Raw genomic sequence first — 16,778 nt, 5'->3', positions numbered from 1 at the left:
TATTTGTTATATAAATAAATCGATTTTTTCATATTTTTGTCCATATTCTTGATAAATTTTACCAATAAATACCTGAATTGATGGATATAAAACCATATCTGCAACTACTCGTACCCTTGTTTCATATATCGACGAAGACATAAATACAACATTGTTATAATCTTCATCATACGAGTCACATTCGCAAGTCCAATCCATATAAACCTCCATATTTTAACTATCGAATAAAATTATCTACATTGATTAATCGTCTATAAACGGCACTTTTATAGACTGACCTATTTCTAAATCTGCTGAATCTAAATTATTAATTTGCATGAGATAATCTACAGAATCAGAAATATTACCGTCTTTGTTTGTTATAGTTTTTGCATAACTCCATAAAGTATCTCCAGGACGAACAGTGTATGTTACAAAAGATTTTGACACTGCAGAAACTGCTGGCTTTGGAGTAAAAATAATCCACGCAAAACACACTAAAGCAACAAAAACAATAAATCTAATAAAAGATTTACTATGCTTATTTCGCTTTAAACAGGTTTTATCTACGCAAGTACCGTTGTTCGCAAACTGACTATATAAAGCACCAGTTGCTTTTGATCTCTTATACATAATTACCCTTTCTCACAAATTTAAATCAATATAAATCCGTATGAACATTTGTTCTATCGAACAGGTGTATCAATCTTGACACATCTGTTCTAAAGATGCAACGGCGTGTCGAACATATGTTTGATTTTTTTGCGAGTTTGTCATAGAATAAAATCATCGAAAGGAGACCCCATGAATATCAACACAAACGAGATTAGTGATTCCGCGGCGCACAACACAGAACCGCTAACAGATCGTCAGCGCAAAATCATGGATGCCATACAAAATTGCCTTGAAGAACATGGATTTCCTCCATCATTTAGAGAAATAGGCGAAGCTGTAGGCTTAAGAAGTCCTTCTTCCGTAAAACATCAATTGCGAGCCTTAGAAATGAAAGGACTAATAAGAATAAGCGCCAATAAAGGGCGTGCCATTGAGGTTATTGGAGATTTCTTAAAGAAAAATAAGGAGAAAGCTCATACACTGATTACAAAATCAGCAGTAGACGTGAGCATATACAACAACGACTCATTGATTCACTCACACGATGTACCACTTGTTGGGAGAATTGCAGCTGGAACACCTATAACAGCAGAGCAACACGTTGAAGATGTTATGAGATTGCCAGAAAGACTTACTGGAAGCGGAAATCTATTTATGCTAGAAGTGCATGGAGATTCAATGATCGATGCAGCAATCTGCGATGGAGATTACGTTGTTGTACGAGAACAAAATGAAGCAACAAATGGAGATATAGTTGCCGCACTGCTAGATAATGAGGCTACTGTAAAAACGTTTAGAAAAGACAATGGTCACGTCTGGCTTATGCCACACAATCCAGCGTATTCACCTATTGATGGATCACATGCAAAAATAATGGGTAAAGTTGTTACTATCTTAAGAAAAATTTAACGTTTTAAGCAGAACTAGAACTAAATTTCTAGCAAACGCAAAACATTACAAATACTCTCTCAATATGTAAAACAAACAATAAAAAAATCGCTGTGATTAGCAGCTATAAGAGCTTTAAAATCACAGCGATTAAAAAATGAACTTTCCTGTCACATAAAATTTATTATGCAAGAGGATGAGAATCCTTGATAGTTACAGAAATCTCACGACCATTTGGAGCAGAATAGCTAACAGTATCACCTGCTTTAGCACCCATTATTGCAGCACCAATTGGAGATTCTGGACTAATAACATCGTAATCTGTAGCAACAGCAATATCGCGAGATCCAAGTACATAAGTCATTTCTCGGCCAGCAAGCTCCAAAGTTACAAGAGAGCCATTCCCAACACTGCCAGCTTCTGGAGCTTCGAGAATCTTAGCATTACGAAGCTTAACAATAAGCTCATTAATACGACCCTCATTCTTGCCCTGCTCCTCACGAGCAGCCTGATAACCGCCATTTTCAGACAAATCACCCTCAGCTCGCGCAGCAGCAATACGTTCAGTAATTTCATCACGATACTCACCTTCGCGATGAGCCAATTCTTCCTTGAGCTTATCGTAAGCTTCCTTAGTCAACAAAATCGTTTTTTCTTCAGCCATTTTGTAATCTCCTTAATAAAGAACAAAGAATAAAACAGCAAATTAAAAATCAATCACACGCAATATTCATCGCGTAGAAATAATATCGATCACAAACACAAGAGTGTCTGAACCACCAATTCCAGCCTGAGGAACTCCACGAGAACCATAACCATACTCAGGCGGAATAGAAACAAGAAGCCTAGAGCCAACATTATGACCTGGAACAGTACGATCCCACCCCTGAATCACCTGACCAACACCAATGCCAAAACTTGCTGGCCTATGACGATCAAAGCTAGAATCAAACGGCTTATCCGCACCCCAAACAACACCATGATAATTAACAGTCACAGTATCTCCAGCGCGAACTAAAGGACCATTACCTTCTACTAACTCAACAACCTTAAGCCCCGCTGGCGGCTCAGACGCTGGGAACGTCACCGTTGGCGTAGTACCAAATTCCGCAACTACTTCTGGCATATCCTGTGCCATATTGCCCTCCTTTATAACCTTTTCCAATCCCTTACAGCCATATGTAAATGCTTAAAACATTTGCAAAAATCAACTAATGTTTAATAGCATTATCCAAAAACTTCGAACATTATATTCGAACATTATAACAGTTCTGTAATCTTATAGCGTGATTTAGATTAGCACTCAACCGCTACCTATGCCAATAATATAAAGTTAAATCCTAAGTTAAATCCTAATCTAATCCAAAATTTAATTTAGGATTCAATCTAAAATTCAATCTAACATTCAACAACGTTTACGGCGAGTCCACCTTTAGATGTTTCCCTGTACTTAGACATCATATCTTGACCAGTTTCCTTCATTGTTTTAATCGCATTATCAAGGCTAACAATATGCGAACCATCACCTAGCAAAGCAATTCTTACAGCATTAATCGCCGTATTAGCAGCCATAGCATTGCGCTCAATGCAAGGAATCTGCACCAAACCGCCAACAGGATCACAAGTCAAACCAAGATGATGCTCAATACCAATTTCCGCAGCATTTTCAACCTGTTCAGGAGTGCCGCCAAGCACCTCACATAATCCAGCAGCAGCCATAGAACACGCGGAACCAACTTCTCCCTGGCATCCAACTTCTGCACCAGAAATCGAAGCATTGCGTTTAAACAGGTATCCAACAGCGCCAGAAGCAAGAAGGAATCTTACAATTCCATCTTCACTAGCACTATCTACAAAGCGCCAATAATATTGCAAAACAGCTGGAATAATTCCGGCAGAACCATTAGTAGGAGCCGTAACAATACGACCACCACCAGCATTCTCCTCACTAACAGCAAGCGCAAAAAGATTAACCCACGCAGAATCGGAGCTTTCTAAAGCTGAATCAGCCCTGCGATGATTCTGACGAAGCATATCTGAATTAGCGGCAAGACGAGCATACATATTTGGAGCACGCCTAGGAACATCAAGTCCTCCAGGGAGAATCTCCTGTTTAGAATTACAACCATTTTCCACACACTTGCTCATAACCTTCCACACATGTAGCAAATAGGAGCGAACGTAATGCGCATCCCCCTCATGCAAAGCAAGCTCATTTTGCCAAACAATATCACTTATATTCTTATGCTCTTTTTTGCAAATTGAAATAAGCTCTTTACAAGTCGAGAAAGGATAAGGAACAGTTGAATCATTGGAAGAATTTACGGAAGAATCGCCAGCCGCCGTAGAATCGCTATTTACAGAATCATTTGTCGAGTCAGACTTAGAATCATCAACATTATTCGCATCATCTAAAACGCGATCATGCAACCCAACCATTGCATCATTCGCGTTACCTTTGCGAATAAAACCACCTCCAATTGAATACCAAACTTGCTCGTCAACAGTATCACCTTGAGAATCAAAAGCCACAAACCTCATGCCATTAGGGTGCGCAACCATGCGCTTCCACTTTTCAAAAATCACGTCTGAATCGTAATCAAATTCAATAGTATGACTATGAGCAAGAGTCAAAGTACCAGTTTTCTTACAATATTCGCGAATAGTCATCATGTGTTCTGTATCAACATCGTCAGGTAAATTACCCTCCAGACCTGCAACAGAAGCACGATCCGTGCCATGGCCCAAACCTGTAAGAGACAAAGAACCGTACAATGTAACATGAACTCGCGCAACATTATTAAGCTTTCCACTTTCCTTCAACGAAGTAACAAAAGCGTTCGCAGCGCGCATAGGACCAACAGTATGAGAAGAACTAGGTCCTACACCAATCGAAAACATTTCTAAAATACTGAACACATATACATTGTAAGCATAATTTCAAAGTCACGACACGCAGCGATTCGATATACGTTGCGTTCAACATAAAAATAAAATGCACTACAAAACCCAAAAACCAACTAAAGTTGATAAAAGTTTATAAAAGCTAATCAGCGTCTTCATCCATAGAAATATCGGCAGCGGAAATATCCGAAGAATGACTGTTGTCTAACCAACTTACGATTAGTCTGCTAAATAAGTGTAAAAGCATCCACACAACAAAAGCAAACATTACTGCACAAATCATAACAAACATATCGTTTCCATTAGTTGGAATGTGCAAATCAAAGAAATGAGCGACAAACGGTATAAACGCGCCCACAACACCAGCCAGCGCAAAGCACAACACCATTATTCCGCGCCAAGAAAAAATAGGTTTAGAAACAGTAGCTAAAACCACTACACCAAGCGCAAAAACAACAACCGCACAAATACTACGAGTCACACCCAAAGACTTGGCTGCACCAACAATGAGCTTGGAAGCACTCACACCAGACGCATCTAAACCACGCGCCAACATCATAGGAGCAAAAACAGCCGTAACCAACACAGATATAGCAACAGCCACACCATTAGGAAGAGCAAAACGCACAACACGATGCAAAAACCCTGGAATATAACGTCTTGAATTAGGAGCCAAAGCCAGCAAAAACGCTGGAATACCAATTGTTAACGAGCCAATATAAGTTATGTGACGAGGCAGATACGGGAAGTGAAGACCAAGAAGAACAACACCAGCCGAAATAAGTGCAGAATACACAGTTTTAACAAGGAACAATCCTGCAACACGCTCCATATTTGCCATAACCTGACGACCCCTAGCAACCACGTCTGGAAGATGCGAAAAACGCGAATCAACAAGCACAACTTGAGCCACAGCCTTAGCTGCAGGAGCAGCATTCCCCATAGCTACACCCAAATCCGCTTCTTTAAGCGCAAGAGTATCGTTAACACCATCGCCAGTCATAGCAACAACATGACCCTTAGCATGCAGAGCCTGAACAATCGCCTTCTTTTGATCTGGCAAAACACGACCAAGAACATCAACATTCTCGAGCACCTGAGAAAGCTGATTAACATCTTTAGGAAGATTCCTAGCATCCATAGCAATAGGCTTAGAATCGCCAGTTAATCCAACTTTTTCAGCCACCGCAGCAACTGTTATAGGATTATCGCCAGAAATAACACGGCATCTAACTCCCTGCTGCCTAAACCATGCGAGCGTTTGTCTAGCATCCGAACGAATTTTCTCCGAACAACGAACCAAGGCAACAGGACGCGCATTAGAAGAAATAGTAGGAGAATCAGAAAAAGTAGAATCACATGAATCGCTGTCATCTAAAGCAAGGAGAAGCACACGCTCACCTTTTTGAGCATATTCATTTACGCGATGCAAAATACGATCAAACTGCTCATGCGAGCGCATATTAGAATAGTTAGAATCAGAATTGCCGTCAGAACAATCACGAAACTCACGGATCGCACTAACCAAAACTTCTGGAGCACCCATGTACCAAGTTTCAAAACTACCATCTTTATGCTTGTAATTAATAGCACTCCATTTTCTAGAAGACGAGAACGGAAGACGATTATTTATTACGCAGCCAGAGGATACACCCTGATTTTCAACGTTTTTATCATTAAGACCTTTGCTAAAAGTATCTTTACTACCAAGACCTTCCATAATTGCTATACCAGTAGCATTTGGATTTTCTTCATTAGACAAATCAAATAAAGCTTGATTTACAAAACCGCGCAAACCATCATTCAAGTCGAAAGCATCCGAGCTGCTCTGCTTTACAACATCACTTAAATTGTCATCAAGCAAATCCACGCCTACGAATGCGATTCCACCATCCGTAATAGTGCCAGTTTTATCCAAATTCAAACAATCCACTCGCGCCAAAGTTTCCACAGATTCTAGCTCTTGTATCAGAGTCTTCTTTCGAGCGAGGCGCATAGCAGCAACAGCAAAATTAAGCGAAGTTAAAAGCACAAGACCTTCTGGAATCATGCCAACAACACCAGCGACAGCAGAAACCACAGCACTACGCCAATGGCCAGTTTGCCACGCAAGCGCAAAACCACCAACCTTACTAATCTGAGACCATACAAGCAAAACGCAAAGAGGCACAACAACAATCGTCATCCACTTTAAAATCGTGTTAATTCCGCGGCTCAAATCCGAAATTGTTTTAGTGTAAACCTTTGCTTGAGCAGCCAATCTAGCAGCATAACTGTTGCCACCCACAGCCGTAACACGAGTCAAAGCAACACCAGAAACAGCGGTAGAGCCAGAATATACGCGATCCTCTGCAGCTTTACGTACAGTTGCAGATTCGCCCGTAAGCATTGACTCATCCATCTCCAAACCCCAAGATTCAAGCACTTGCACGTCTGCAGGAACCTGGTCTCCAGCACGAACCCATAACAAATCACCAAGCACAATATCGCAATGGTTTATAAAAACGTTCTTGCCGCCTCGTCGCACAATCGATCGCGAAGCCACAAGAATCGAAAGCCTATCAAGCGTGTGTTTTGCACGCAACTCAGTAACAACGCCAATACCAGTGTTAATCAAAATAACAAAACCAAAAACGGCATCTTTCCAAGATCCAGTAGCGAGAACAACCACCATTGCTACAAAGATAATTGCGTTAAAAAGTGTAAACACGTTTGCGCGCACAATAGAAAGCACAGACCTAGATGTTCGATTAGTCGTAATGTTAACGTCGCCATTTTCCACAGCATAAGAAACTTCATCTGCATTTAAACCAGATTCGTTAACTTCTGGCAAATCTGGCAAATCAGACATGTCACTTATGTCACGCAAATTATCCAAATCACGCATCTGCAGCCTCCGCGAAGTCTCTGGCAAATCTTTCTTAATTACGCTAGTTCTTGTCATTTATAATCACATCCCTGCTGTGAGGCGTATTATCTATTAATGATTGAACGATTTTTAGAAGAGATGAATGTTGAATTTTTCCCAATTTATCTACATTCGACTTATTATCCCTATTAAACTCAAACAAAGCTTGATTGTCTAAATCCTTGAAAATATACAATTTTGCAGCATACAAAGTTGAATCCTTCGGAGGATTTTTAGGATTCACAAGAGCTACTGGTATTCCAGCAAAACGAGCATATTTAAGCGCATCAATCCAAGATTCACGAGCCTTTAAATCTACATGCGCTCCACCAGCATTGCTTTTAACACCTAAATCTGTAGAATCTGAAGCATCAATATTGATGTTGTTAATCAATATCATAGAAACAGGCTGCTCGGAAGCAGACTTAATCGCATCCCTTGCAGCCTCATTAGCGTTCTTAACATCCGACACAGAAGCATAAGCTGCACTCAAACCAGATTTTTCGCATAAATGAAGGAGTTTGGAATCAAGAGATGCGGATTTTGACCCAACTATAAGTAGCTTGATATCTTCTACGTCAATGCCATCGTGAACTATGTCGTCTGCCTTACCCGTATCCCCAACCGCGTGATTCTTAGGCTCACACCCACTCAAAGACGCTACCGCCAATAGAGAAATCGACGCAGCTGCACATAAACATATCACGCGTTTAAGTTTATTCATAAGCACGTGCTTTGTTTTGCGCATAAGAGACATAAGACTTTTATATCACAAATTGCATATGAAATACTTAAAAGGCGTATTACCATGATGTAACAGTCGTTGCTCTCCTATGTATATTAGATGGAGCCACAAGTATCTCACGATTAGTGCAATTAGGAATAATCTTATTTTGTTTAAATTCAGAATGCTGTTGATTGGATTCACTATCTAGTCTCTGAAGTACTAGTTGAATCGCAGTCTTTGCAACTTTTCTTGGAACAGTTGAAATATTAGTAATAGGCGTTGGGAAACTCTCTGCATAATCATCAGAACAATGTAAAATAACCGATAAATCTTTCCCAGGCTGAATATTTCGTTCTTTCAAATACCATAACAACCACTGAGCTACACTAGGCTGACGAACAATAATACCAAGCCTATCATCTTTGTACTTCAATAATCTGTCAGCGCATTCAACAAAACCTGTCCAGTCTGGAGATTTTCTTGGGACTATAGAATACGGAATATTAAGCTTTTCACATTCTTGACGTATAGCCATATGGAACTCGTGAATAAAGAACATGTTTTCAGGCTCTTCAAAGTCTATAGAGTACGGGTTACTCACAGGCTCCCCTATTACAGCAATATGATGATGATTTGTCTCATATAGTTCATCAACTGCCATACGTCCTGCAATACGAGCATCTAAATCTACGACATCCAAGCCCTGCGCATTTCTAGGTCTTCCAATCAGCACTGTTGGCTGAGTCAATTGGCAAACTACTGGTATACGAGGATCATTAGTCTCAATATCCATAAGGATAAAAGCATCACAAAGTGTCTTATTAGCTAATCTTTGTATACTCTTTGAATCATGTGCAGTTGTGTTAAGAATAACATCATATCCATGTTCTTCAGCATAACGAACTATGGTATCTATGTAAGGAGTAGTTTCATTTGCATCTTTATCGCTACACATCTCTGCAAATAGTGCAATAATGTTCGTCTTAGATGTTCGAAGAATGCGAGCGCCAGCGTTAGGATGATAGTTAAGTGTGCGCATTGCATTGAGTACACGGTTACGTGTTTCAGGAGCAATCCCGTTTTTATCATTAATAACAAACGAAACAGTTGTTTGCGAAACTCCGGCTAAAGTCGCTACATCTTTACTTGTAGGAGCTTTGTAGGCAAAACCGTCTTGTGAAATTCTCATTGCATTACAACCTATCGCTAAGCAATTACAACCTTTGTACTACTTGCCATCAATCCCAAAATATACAGAATATATATTATATACAAAATATACTCTACATTTTTTTTGTGAATATTGGAATTCGATCCAACGGCGTATCAACAATGATAGTAGTTGGTCCATTAAAAATAATTTTATCATCACTTTCCCAACTTCCATCAGGAATATAAACAGAACGCTGTTTTTGATATTTATTAAGAGCTGGAGCCACTATAATTCTGTCTCCAAGTAAGAATTGATCAATTATATCTTCACAATGATCGTAGTGGTAAGACATTGGTCGTACTATTGGCTCACCAGTATTAGCAGCATTTAATGCAAACTTTTGTATCGTCGGCAAATATGCTTCTCTTGTTCTTATAGCACAAATTAGAGCTTTCATATGCTCTTTATCTAAAACACGGTGAGGTAAAGTAGAGAATTGCATCATAGGACATAATGCTGCAATCTGTGCATACCGAATAAAGAAATCTTGATCTATACTATTAGCATTTTGCATAGATTCAATTTCGCCTCCACCAATCATATCTGGACATGTGAATGCGTGACCAATAAGACCTTGAGCTATTATTTCTGGAATCAGCGATTGTAGACCTTCAACCCCCCACGATTGTGGCTTATCTCGTAAGCGCTGCGCTAAAGGCTGACCACCCATTTTCCAACATGCTCTAAACTCGTTGTAAGAGTAGCGCAACCCGAATTTCGCCCATCGCTCACAAAATTCTGCAGACGTCATTGATTCGTATGAAATGTCATCGTTATGACACTCATAAAAATCACCACCATCGAATTTAAACCCATCAACACCTATTTGTCTAAGAGCATCAAGCTTCTCTTCTAACCAAGAGATTGCTTTTGGATGCGACAAATCAAGAACAGCACTCAATCCATTCCACCATCGTCGTATTGCTGTTTCCCCATTTACACTTCTCAATAAAAGATTTTCTTTTTCCAAATAACGGAAATTTTCAGAATCAGGACTAATGAAAGGCACGAGCCAAAGCATTACACGAAAGCCTTGTTCATGCAATGAGTCAATCATTTTACGAGGTTTTGGAAAACGCGAAATATCAAATGTCCAATCACCATAATCAGGTGACCATTTGTCATCAATCATAATGATTCCAGATGGCATTCCTGATTCAAGAATCTGACGCGCATAATTTTCTACTTTATCTTGTGTTGGAGCATAAGGCATTTCGATCCAAGTATTATATTGTGGCTTATCAATAAGATCTGCAGGTATACTTCTATCGCTTGGTGGAAAATATTTATTGCAAGCATACTTATAAGCATCAGATAATTTATCCCCGACTTTGTTAAAAATTAATGAAGAAGAGTGTTTTATCGATAAAGTTCTATCTTCAAATGTAAATTTGAAAGGTTCTTTGCACCATACATATCGTCCACACGTAGATATTAATAGTGGAGAAGATTGATTTGAAGCTTCAGGAACTTCTCTTAGTTTTTGAGTCCATTCAGACAAATCTCTTGTAAATAGTTGTTTTCCAAACGGCTCATATATTCCATCAATTACTGTTCCACCCCACCAGCGCTCACCTTCGAGCAGTTTAATTGTGGTTACAAATTTATCAGCTATGTTTGAAGCCATGTTTGAAACTACATTTGTTTTTGTTGTCTCTGCTGTATTTAGCACATCCGTTGTGCGACTAATTTCCACGTTCATCTTGCATCCTAAAAAAATATTATCTGTATACATTCAATTATTACTAATACGTATTATTACTATAATATTAATAATGGATATTGTCTAATATATATAAAATATTCTTTATACATACAAATTCATCTTGATTATTAATAACGAAATACCTTAATAAATCACTATTTTTAAGCTTGTTATATATCTTTTTAAAAACACATATAACTATATTTAAGTTGCATTTTTATAAGATATGTGCCATACTGTACCTATCAGTACTAATACGTATTGAAAAGATGGTAAAAAATTTGCTATCACAAAGAAAGGAAATCACAATGAGGTGTGGATTTCGAAATTTAAAGCGCACGGCGGTGGCACTGGCGACACTCGCCACAGTGCTATTACCATTGGGAGCATGTGGCAATGGAAATTCTGCTGGAAAAGTATCTATTTCGTTTTATTCTTACTTCAAGAAAAATCAGATAGGCAATGTAATTTCAGCATTTCAAAAAGCACATCCAAATATTAAGATTGATGCGCAATATGGTCAAAATTCAACGCAATACATCCAAACTCTGCAAACTCGACTAGCTGGCGGCACTCCTCCGACGATTTTCAATTTAACAATGGATAACCGCACTGACATAATGCAATCTGGTCAAGCTCTGGATATTTCAGGATCAAAATTCTTCTCTGGAATTGATGAATCAAACTTCAAGCTATTCCAACATAACGGTAAAACATATGGCATGCCAGTTTCTGCTTGGGTTGGTGCGATGTTTTACAATAAAGATATTTTGAAGCAAGCTGGATACACTGAATTTCCTAAAACATGGGACGACTTTATTACGATGGGTAAGAAGATTAATGATTCTGGTAAAGTCGCTTTCTTGGAAGATTTTAACACTCAACCATCTGGCACATTCGAGGCATTATTGGCAAGTAAATATGCTTCTGACAAAAATGATAAGCAAGACGAAGTAATCTGGAACGGATCTTCAACATTTAGTAAAGAGTGGACTCCAGCATTGAGCGAATGGGCTAAAGCTATAGACGCGAAAGTCATTCCTCATAAGAGCATTGGCTTAACAGCAGATCAGGTAAAGCAAGAATTTGTCACTGGAAATCTTGCAGTTATGCGTTCTGGTCCTTGGGATTTGGCAGATGTTAAGGCCTCTGGAATTAATTTTGGTGTTGCTCCTATGCCTTCTTATCAGAAGGGAGAGCAGTGGATTAATGGTGGCCCTGACCAAGGATTCGCTATTGCAGCTAAAGCATCTAAAGCTCAGCAAGAAGCAGCAAAAACATTCTTAGCATATTTGAACAGCAAGGATGGTCTTAAGACGTTCACAACGAATGCTGGAACTTTGTCATTATCTGATAAGTATCGCGCAGATCCTCCTGCTGAACTTGCCGGAGTTATTAAAGATTATTTCCAAAATAACAAATTCTACTGGGTGAACTTCTCCAAGTCTCCTAGCGCAATGATGACAGAGATGGCATCTCGTCAACAAGAGCTAGTTCAAGGAAAAATCACTCCAAAAGAATTCACTAAGTTGTTAGACGATAAATGGAATTCGATGAAATAGTATAAGCAGAATGGGTTGCACTCTGAAATTTTAAATCAGTAAAATCTGTTACAGAGTGCAACCCGTTTTCATTGACGAGAGTAATTTGCATCTGTAATCCTGTTAGCAATAGCAGATTTGTAGATCATAGAGGGGGCATTACTATGAGGTGTTCACCAAACAATAACAGCAATTCTGAGCAAATAAGACGTAAGTTTTCTTTATCTTCAGCTGCATTTAAAGATAATTTAACTTCATTTTGGTTCCTATTGCCAATAGTGATTATTTTTATTGTGTTAACTTTAATTCCTTTAATGCAATCAATTTTTTACTCATTTACTGATTTCAATGGCTATGATTTAAATTTTCACTTCATCGGCTTGCAAAAGTATCAACAAGTCTTTTCTGACACATCATTACTTTCAGCATTAATTTTTACATTGATGTATTCATTCATCGTTACCATCGTAGTTACATGTCTGGCAATTCCTCTAGCCGTTGTTTTAAATCAAGCAATGATTGGTAGGAGTTTTTTGCGATCATTATTCTTCTTCCTAGGAGTACCAGCACAAGCGGTAATTGGTCTAATTTGGCAATACATTTTTTCTCCTTTAGATTCTGGAGTCGCCAATCAAATTTTACACACATTTGGCTTACCTTCTATTCAATGGCTTTCTCAAGATAACTGGGCACGTTTTTGCGTAATGTTCGTAGCAGTATGGATGCAAGTTGGATGGCATGCTACTTTATACATCGCATGGCTTCAGGCAATTCCAGCAGATCTCTATGAACAAGCAAGAGTAGATGGTGCGAATGGTTTACAGCGATTCGTTCATATAACTTTGCCACAGTTAATTCCAGGAATGGTTGTTTCAACATTTTTATTGATGACAACTGCTTTGAAAATATACGACTTACCATACACATTGACCGCTGGAGGTCCTGGTCATTCCACAAATACCATAACTCAAGCGATAATTATGCGCGGCATGGGACAATCTGACGTTGGTTTAGCATCAGCATTATCTACATTATTCACGATTGCTTGCGTAATTGTTATTGCAATCCAAATGAAGGTATCAAGCACAGTTGCAAGGAGATTCCAATAATGAATAAGCGTCACAAAATCGTATCTCAAACAGTTCGAACTATAGTTGTTTGGACAATTGCTCTAATATGCGCTGTCCCCCTGTACTACGTTGTAATTAGTTCATTCAAAACACCTATCGACATGATTAAACACCCATTGCAACTACCAACACAATGGTTATGGAATAATTACATAGATGCGTTTGCAGATGGAACAATCATTCAAGCATTTATAAACACAATTATTGTGACTACTGTTGCTGTTATTTTGCAAGTATTAATCGGATCACTTGCAGCTTATGGTGTAGTACAGAAAAAATCTCTTTTTACTATGATTATTGGGTCAATCCTAATGATTACATTTGCAATACCAGTACAAGCGACTTTATTGCCTTTATACCGCATGGAATCTTCAATAGGTTTAACAGATACTCTTACAGGTCTTGTAGCGCTATATATGGGTAGCTGCGTCTTTTGCTATTTTCTTATTGTTGGCTATATGAAAGCTCTCCCACAAGAATTATTTGAAGCAGCAAAAATTGATGGCGCAGGACCATTCCGAATATATTGGACTATAGTTCTGCCTCTTATACGTCCAATTATTGTAGCCGTAGTTGTTTTCCAAACAATGGGCACTTGGAATGACTTTCTTTTACCAAGCGTGTTCTTATCATCAACAGACAAACAGACTGTTGTCTTACAGGTTTACAATGCTGTACAACAATTTACAACAAACTGGCCTTTGTTCATGGCAACGACTGTATTAGCTTTGATTCCAGTGTTTATTTTCTTCTGCTTCTGCCAGAAGTGGATAGTTTCTGGTCTTTTAGCTGGATCAGTAAAGGGCTAAATATTTATAGCTAAATGTTTTTACATAATTAGGATAGTCAATGAAGATAATCAATTTTAATAAAAAGTGCATGTGCATATTTTCTGCTATATGTATAAGTACATGTGTTGTACAAAGTAACTGGTTTTCGGTGGCAAACAGTCTAGAAATCAATTCTAAGCACAGCCGTACATTTGAGAATAGAGACACTGTACTTATTAATATTTGATCCAAATCAGATATTAAAAGATTGATGCGCTTTTGACTATAAGCAAAAACATTGATTACATAAGCATTGCATAATATACGCGAACTATTGCGCACTTTATACCAGATTTGACCTAATTTACGTTCATCCTAAAGGAATATTTTCCCAAGTTTGTTTACCATTTGAGCAAAATAGAAACAAATGCGGGATAAAAGAAGCAAAAATACTACATAAAACACAAAACACAAAAAGGGTTTGTTAGAAGTAATCTAACAAACCCTTAAAACCAGAAGGAAGAATCCCGTCCCTAGCGGGAAACAACCAACCAGCAACAAGCATCAAGCACAATCAAACAGCAACCCAAACTCCACATGGTAAGAAAAGGAAATTTTCGGCAAACCACACGAAACCCAAGCCACTATTTGAAAGCTTGTGATACGCGTGAAGCAAAAAGACAACACGCGTATCACACGCTCAACGCAAGCCTTTTAACTTAGTGACGCATCTTGCGAACAGCAGCACCCATACCAGCAAGCATAGAAGCAGCCAAAGCAGTCAAAGCAACACCAACACCAGCATTACCAAGCTTCTCGCCAGCCTTATGACCATTACCGCCCTTAGCAAGCTCACCCTTAGCAGCAGCGGCACCAGCCTTACCAGCGGCGGCGGCTGGAGCAGCAGCCTGAGCCTTAGCCTCAGCCTTAGCTTCAACCTTCTTAGCCTCAGCCTTAGCAGCAGCAGGAGCAGCAGGGAAATCAGTAGAAACTGGGTTCAAAGTGTTAGGATCAGCAAAGCCCTTAACAGCAGAAGCCTCAACCTCAACAGCCTTATTATAAGCAGAACGATAATTCACAAGAGCAGCATTATAAGCAGCAGCAGCAAGCAAAGCCTTACCACTCTTCTCGCCGAAATCCTTCTCAGCATTGGCATACTCATGAGTCCTATAAGCATTAGCCTTAGACTGAGCAGCCTTCAAATCAATAACAGCAGCCTTGTAAGCATCAGTATCAGTCTTACCAGCCACACGAAGAGCCTCTTCACGATCAGCAGCAGACTTCACCTGAGCATCAAAAGCAGCCATCTGAGTCTTAGCAGCCTCAAAACCAGCCTTAGACTTAACAAACTTCTCCTGAGCATCCTTATTAGTAGCATCAGCTTCAGCAAGAACAACCTGAGTACGCATCAACTCAGCAGAAGCAGCAGACTTAGACGGATCAGCAGTATGGGCAGGTGGATTTGCAGGAGGATTCTCTGGATCCTTCTTCTCGCCCTTGCACTGAGCCTTATCGAGAGCCTTCTGAGCAGCATCCAACTTACCCTTAGCCTCATCTAAAGCAGACTGCAAATCAAGATGCTTGGTACGAGCATTATCAAAAGCAGTCTTCTTACCGCCAACAAATGTGGTTACAGCATCAAGATCAGCGAACTCATTAGCAGACTTGAGAGCTTCCTTAGCATCCTTTAATGCCTTCTTGGTATCCTCTTTAGCCTGAGTTTCCTTAAGCTGAGCAGCCTGATAAGCTGCAGAAGTGGTGTCGCCAGCATGAGCTGTCTTGTAATCAGTGAATTCCTGAGTTGCCTTCTTTTCAGCTTCGGTGTAAGACTTAACATTAGCTTCTTGAACCTTAGCATCAGTAAGTTCCTTCGAAGCCTTATCAAAATCAGGCTGATCATCATCAAGCTTGTACTGTGCTTCATTTACAGCACGAGTAGCCTTGGTAACAGCAGACTTAAGCTCAGCGAGCTTAGCAGCATCAGCTGGAGTGCAGGTTTCCTGCTTTGGAGCGGTCTCAGCGAATGCTGGGGTTGCCATTGCGAAGCCGGCAAGCAAAGTAGCGCCAGCAGCGAAAGCGGCGATAGCCTTCTTATTCATCATTTTAATTTCCTTTCTTCTTCTCCTCTGCGTTAGGGGCGCAGAGAAAAATTTGCTCCACAATCCACAACACGTGAATAGTGGTTTAAACACCAGCCAAAACTAGGAGCAGCTAGCGTTTGCTTATTAACATACCCCCCCCCCGTTTAAAAAAGTCAAGTCCCAATCACATAAAACAAACAGAAAAAAATAATGTTACACACAAACTAATCCACAATAAAAACTATTTTCACCATAATATTTGTGGATTAACACTAATAAAACCGTAAAAACACATTGTTTCAAGGTTTTTAAAGAAT

General features: G+C 39.4%; 14 protein-coding genes. 4 read left to right on the top strand and 10 right to left on the bottom strand.

Translation table 11 applies throughout. The features are described 5' to 3' along the window. Positions 1 to 6 precede the first annotated feature (6 nt). On the bottom strand, positions 7 to 198 hold the full coding sequence (locus ACJV45_RS03955) for a hypothetical protein (RefSeq protein ID WP_032812494.1): 192 nt from the start codon (positions 196 to 198) through the stop codon (positions 7 to 9). A 45-nt stretch (positions 199 to 243) separates the two neighbouring features. Continuing rightward, the gene (locus ACJV45_RS03950; protein ID WP_016821296.1) at positions 244 to 612 is read right to left on the bottom strand and encodes a LysM peptidoglycan-binding domain-containing protein; all 369 of its coding nucleotides are present in this window, start codon (positions 610 to 612) and stop codon (positions 244 to 246) included. A 171-nt stretch (positions 613 to 783) separates the two neighbouring features. Here ACJV45_RS03950 and lexA point away from each other — a divergent pair, with 171 nt between their 5' ends. Continuing rightward, entirely contained in the window at positions 784 to 1,503 is a 720-nt protein-coding gene (lexA, locus tag ACJV45_RS03945) for a transcriptional repressor LexA (protein WP_004112267.1), read from the top strand. Positions 1,504 to 1,666: 163 nt separating this feature from the next. Here lexA and ACJV45_RS03940 read toward each other — a convergent pair whose 3' ends face one another. The 7 genes from ACJV45_RS03940 to ACJV45_RS03910 form a co-directional block, all read right to left on the bottom strand. Continuing rightward, positions 1,667 to 2,146 (bottom strand): GreA/GreB family elongation factor, encoded by a 480-nt coding sequence (locus tag ACJV45_RS03940; RefSeq protein ID WP_004112265.1) that lies wholly within the window; start codon positions 2,144 to 2,146, stop codon positions 1,667 to 1,669. A 66-nt stretch (positions 2,147 to 2,212) separates the two neighbouring features. Beyond that, a complete protein-coding gene (locus tag ACJV45_RS03935) occupies positions 2,213 to 2,620 on the bottom strand; it encodes an FKBP-type peptidyl-prolyl cis-trans isomerase (protein ID WP_004112263.1) in 408 nt (135 codons plus the stop codon). A 260-nt stretch (positions 2,621 to 2,880) separates the two neighbouring features. Continuing rightward, entirely contained in the window at positions 2,881 to 4,383 is a 1,503-nt protein-coding gene (locus ACJV45_RS03930) for an L-serine ammonia-lyase (RefSeq protein ID WP_410311847.1), read from the bottom strand. A 145-nt stretch (positions 4,384 to 4,528) separates the two neighbouring features. Next, positions 4,529 to 7,330 (bottom strand): HAD-IC family P-type ATPase, encoded by a 2,802-nt coding sequence (locus ACJV45_RS03925; RefSeq protein WP_419397696.1) that lies wholly within the window; start codon positions 7,328 to 7,330, stop codon positions 4,529 to 4,531. After that, on the bottom strand, positions 7,317 to 8,051 hold the full coding sequence (locus ACJV45_RS03920) for a hypothetical protein (RefSeq protein WP_020761705.1): 735 nt from the start codon (positions 8,049 to 8,051) through the stop codon (positions 7,317 to 7,319). The genes ACJV45_RS03925 and ACJV45_RS03920 overlap by 14 nt, the downstream gene beginning before the upstream one ends. A gap of 46 nt (positions 8,052 to 8,097) precedes the next feature. Then, entirely contained in the window at positions 8,098 to 9,210 is a 1,113-nt protein-coding gene (locus ACJV45_RS03915) for a LacI family DNA-binding transcriptional regulator (protein WP_020761706.1), read from the bottom strand. A 94-nt stretch (positions 9,211 to 9,304) separates the two neighbouring features. Next, entirely contained in the window at positions 9,305 to 10,936 is a 1,632-nt protein-coding gene (locus ACJV45_RS03910; RefSeq protein ID WP_419397695.1) for a glycoside hydrolase family 31 protein, read from the bottom strand. A 311-nt stretch (positions 10,937 to 11,247) separates the two neighbouring features. Here ACJV45_RS03910 and ACJV45_RS03905 point away from each other — a divergent pair, with 311 nt between their 5' ends. From ACJV45_RS03905 to ACJV45_RS03895, 3 genes are all read left to right on the top strand, one after another. Next, positions 11,248 to 12,501, top strand: a complete 1,254-nt coding sequence (locus tag ACJV45_RS03905) for an ABC transporter substrate-binding protein (RefSeq protein ID WP_019261463.1) — start codon at positions 11,248 to 11,250, stop codon at positions 12,499 to 12,501. A gap of 143 nt (positions 12,502 to 12,644) precedes the next feature. Continuing rightward, positions 12,645 to 13,589: a carbohydrate ABC transporter permease gene (locus ACJV45_RS03900; protein WP_419397694.1), complete on the top strand. Its 945-nt coding sequence runs from the start codon at positions 12,645 to 12,647 to the stop codon at positions 13,587 to 13,589. Continuing rightward, positions 13,589 to 14,419 (top strand): carbohydrate ABC transporter permease, encoded by an 831-nt coding sequence (locus ACJV45_RS03895; RefSeq protein WP_353582610.1) that lies wholly within the window; start codon positions 13,589 to 13,591, stop codon positions 14,417 to 14,419. The genes ACJV45_RS03900 and ACJV45_RS03895 overlap by 1 nt, the downstream gene beginning before the upstream one ends. A 680-nt stretch (positions 14,420 to 15,099) precedes the next feature. Here ACJV45_RS03895 and ACJV45_RS03890 read toward each other — a convergent pair. Then, positions 15,100 to 16,482 (bottom strand): hypothetical protein, encoded by a 1,383-nt coding sequence (locus ACJV45_RS03890; RefSeq protein ID WP_419397693.1) that lies wholly within the window; start codon positions 16,480 to 16,482, stop codon positions 15,100 to 15,102. Between the last annotated feature and the right edge of the window lie 296 nt (positions 16,483 to 16,778).

Source organism: Gardnerella lacydonensis (genome assembly GCF_048545055.1).
Lineage (GTDB): Bacteria > Actinomycetota > Actinomycetes > Actinomycetales > Bifidobacteriaceae > Bifidobacterium > Bifidobacterium vaginale_C.
This window is presented reverse-complemented; position numbering and strand designations above follow the sequence as displayed.

Excerpts from the sequence above, each read along its gene's own strand:
- ACJV45_RS03955 (WP_032812494.1), bottom strand. The coding sequence starts at position 198 with ATGGATTGGACTTGCGAATGTGACTCGTATGATGAAGATTATAACAAT.
- ACJV45_RS03950 (WP_016821296.1), bottom strand. The coding sequence starts at position 612 with ATGTATAAGAGATCAAAAGCAACTGGTGCTTTATATAGTCAGTTTGCG.
- ACJV45_RS03940 (WP_004112265.1), bottom strand. The coding sequence starts at position 2,146 with ATGGCTGAAGAAAAAACGATTTTGTTGACTAAGGAAGCTTACGATAAG.
- lexA (WP_004112267.1), top strand. The coding sequence starts at position 784 with ATGAATATCAACACAAACGAGATTAGTGATTCCGCGGCGCACAACACA.
- ACJV45_RS03920 (WP_020761705.1), bottom strand. The coding sequence starts at position 8,051 with ATGTCTCTTATGCGCAAAACAAAGCACGTGCTTATGAATAAACTTAAA.
- ACJV45_RS03935 (WP_004112263.1), bottom strand. The coding sequence starts at position 2,620 with ATGGCACAGGATATGCCAGAAGTAGTTGCGGAATTTGGTACTACGCCA.
- ACJV45_RS03915 (WP_020761706.1), bottom strand. The coding sequence starts at position 9,210 with ATGAGAATTTCACAAGACGGTTTTGCCTACAAAGCTCCTACAAGTAAA.
- ACJV45_RS03930 (WP_410311847.1), bottom strand. The coding sequence starts at position 4,383 with ATGTTTTCGATTGGTGTAGGACCTAGTTCTTCTCATACTGTTGGTCCT.
- ACJV45_RS03925 (WP_419397696.1), bottom strand. The coding sequence starts at position 7,330 with ATGACAAGAACTAGCGTAATTAAGAAAGATTTGCCAGAGACTTCGCGG.
- ACJV45_RS03910 (WP_419397695.1), bottom strand. The coding sequence starts at position 10,936 with ATGAACGTGGAAATTAGTCGCACAACGGATGTGCTAAATACAGCAGAG.
- ACJV45_RS03890 (WP_419397693.1), bottom strand. The coding sequence starts at position 16,482 with ATGATGAATAAGAAGGCTATCGCCGCTTTCGCTGCTGGCGCTACTTTG.
- ACJV45_RS03895 (WP_353582610.1), top strand. The coding sequence starts at position 13,589 with ATGAATAAGCGTCACAAAATCGTATCTCAAACAGTTCGAACTATAGTT.
- ACJV45_RS03900 (WP_419397694.1), top strand. The coding sequence starts at position 12,645 with ATGAGGTGTTCACCAAACAATAACAGCAATTCTGAGCAAATAAGACGT.
- ACJV45_RS03905 (WP_019261463.1), top strand. The coding sequence starts at position 11,248 with ATGAGGTGTGGATTTCGAAATTTAAAGCGCACGGCGGTGGCACTGGCG.